The organism is Oleiphilus sp. HI0117, from assembly GCF_001635235.1.
Map to the genome: position 1 here is coordinate 1 of NZ_LWGA01000899.1, position 2,591 is coordinate 2,591.

A 2,591-nucleotide genomic window follows, 5' to 3' on the forward strand; every position below is an offset into this window, starting at 1 on the left:
GCTAAAAGTGAGTCATTTTGAATCGCAATGAGTGATCACGTTCCGTCGCAACAGGTGATCACTTTGAATCGCAACGAGCGATCAGGTTCGCGCGGAATACGCAAAGAAGAGAAAAGCGGTTCATAATGCACTGAAGTTCTACCATAAAAATACATATATTGTTTATTCGAAAGTGGACCTTCAACCTGAAGAATTAAGGGAGCTTGAAACTGCATTTCATGGTTTCTACTACCCTTGGGCGGGAAAGAGAGATTTTCCAGTTGAAATTAAGGAATCTAGAAATGCGTGGGGAAGATAAGTAATGGCGACTAATGTATTTCCTTGTTTGAGAGGTGTTGTGGGAGACTGGGTTTATTATTCTACTGTAATGACAGCGGAACAGATTAGTCAAAAGATCTTGCGAGCTCATAATATCAGAGAGGCTGAAAGTCTAGAGGAATATCTACAGCGAGATATCACTGCTAATGTCGACAAATTAGTGAAATATATTGATGAGAGAGACGATCGTTTTTTTAACTCGATAATTGTCGGTGTTTTTGGGGGAGTTCCTGAATGGAATTCATTTTCTCTAGCTATGGTTGACGAGTTGTCAAACTTAGGTGAAAACGAAATAAGCTATTTGGAAGACTCTGTCGGAATCCTAAAATTTGATGGCAACGAAGAGATGTTTGCAATCGATGGGCAGCATCGAGTTGAAGCAATAAAACATGCTCAAAGTGAAGGGCTGGCTAGCGAAGACCAATTTTCTGTTATTTTTGTGGCACATAATGATGACGAGTGTGGAAATCGAAGAACTAGAAGACTGTTCGCTGACATAAATAAAAAAGCCGTTAGAGTTTCAAACGGGGACTTGGCGATAATAGATGAAGAAGATTCTCACAACATTGTTGCTCGAAGGCTTTATAGTGATTACGAACATTTTATGTCTGGTGATTTAATTGCGTTAACTAAAAGCGGTTCTCTTCCAGCTAACTGTGTCGAGCAATATACAAACTTACTGACTTTGGCTTCTGTCAATAAAATCCTCAAACCTTTGCATAGAAATTTTAGGAAAAAAAATTGGAATGATGATGACCTGAACGAGATGTTTGATATATCAAAGAGTTTTTTTGATTTCGTGATGATGAAAATAACTTCTGTTAAACGATGTATCATTGATAAGCAAATAACAATAGAGGAGGCACGTTTCACTGAGAATAATTTGCTTTTCAGACCTGTAGGTATAATGGCAATGGCTGAAGTTTATAAAGCGTTTTATAAATCAGACCGGCTTGATGAACTGGAAACCAAAGTAAACGAATTTGATTTTTCTATGGATGGGGCTCATTTGAACAACTTAATATGGAATACAGGTAAATTAGAGCTCAAGAATAAAAAAGTAATGATAGATTTTATGTTGTATATGTTTGGCTTAATAGATGAAGATATTGAAGGGGTTAGTCGAAGTTTTCGTGTCGCGACTAAGGGAACAAGAGAACTTCCCCCAGCATTCTAGATTCTAGAGGATAAACGGACTACTTATTGACGGAACACTTCAGAGAAGTGCCAATCCAAATACTCAATTGATGGTTGGTATTCTATCTTTCTAGGTGAGGAGATTTTTCGATTAGAGAAATTATGGAGCAACTCGTTAAAACCATTTGTTCCATGTGCCCACTCTGAAATAATTAGCTGGAATTCTCGATTGATTGTAAATGCACCGCGGTCGAAAAGTTTATGGTGTAGGGAGCAAAGAGCCAAAGCATTCGTTTCGGCACAAGGGCCTCCTGCTTGATGCCATTTAATGTGTGCAGCTTCGAGGCCGACGGGGCTATCTCCAATCCTGATATTGTAATCACAGATCGCGCATTTATATTCGTATGCTCTCAGAACCTTATCTCTGAATTCTGGATTTCTTTTTTTTCTAGTTATTGTGAATCTACTTAAATCTAAGCCAACAGCAGAGCATATGTCTTCGTGGGTGGACTCTGGGAAATGAGAATCAAGAAGATTCTCAGCTATTTCCACTATCAATGAAGGAGCTGTACATATGCCATCGTATATTTCTTTAGTGAAGCCGCCATTAGGGTTGTGCTTTTTGAATTCGGAAACTAAAGGCTGGTTTTTACCTTTCTTCAATCTAAAGCCTTCAACATTATCTAGCTCCCAGAATTGGTCGTTTTTTAGGTACCAAAATGGGTACTCAGGATGGTAGCTTTTTCTGTATGGGCCAAACTCTTTTAAGAGTGCATTTAGCTTCTTCTCAATATCCATGTACTTGACTAAACGACTATGTCCGTTTTGATAATGACCTAGTATTAGCAGGGTTAGCAATGGTTTATGAGGTGCTCTCACTTCTCCTTTTTCCCATACAGAAAGGGCGCATATGATGTCTTTAATAAATTGATTTTCCACTCGTTACCTTTTTCTAAGCTAGATTGCTTAAGTAACTTTCGCCATGTTTTACATGGCTAGCCCATGCTTTGACCAACGATTCATCATCTAAATCAGGATAATGATCTCTTAGAAGCGTTTCAATCAACGATTCATAGTCTCCAAACCAAATGCTTTTACTTAAAGCCAATGAACCGTTAGTTTTTTGGTCATCTAAT

The 2,591-nt window shown here is 38.3% G+C and carries 3 protein-coding genes; 1 reads left to right on the forward strand and 2 read right to left on the reverse strand.

The window, feature by feature from the left end; genetic code table 11:
• Positions 1-301 precede the first annotated feature (301 nt).
• Positions 302-1,495, forward strand: coding sequence for a DGQHR domain-containing protein (locus A3757_RS15920; protein ID WP_068739906.1), 1,194 nt, complete (start codon positions 302-304; stop codon positions 1,493-1,495).
• 23 nt (positions 1,496-1,518) lie between these two features.
• Here the strand turns inward: A3757_RS15920 and A3757_RS15925 are convergent, their stop codons facing one another.
• Both A3757_RS15925 and A3757_RS15930 read right to left on the reverse strand, forming a co-directional pair.
• The gene (locus A3757_RS15925; RefSeq protein WP_068739908.1) at positions 1,519-2,394 is read right to left on the reverse strand and encodes a phosphorothioated DNA-binding restriction endonuclease; all 876 of its coding nucleotides are present in this window, start codon (positions 2,392-2,394) and stop codon (positions 1,519-1,521) included.
• A gap of 13 nt (positions 2,395-2,407) precedes the next feature.
• Positions 2,408-2,591 (reverse strand): DndE family protein (locus A3757_RS15930; protein WP_156506354.1); only part of this gene is annotated, 184 nt, incomplete at its 5' end.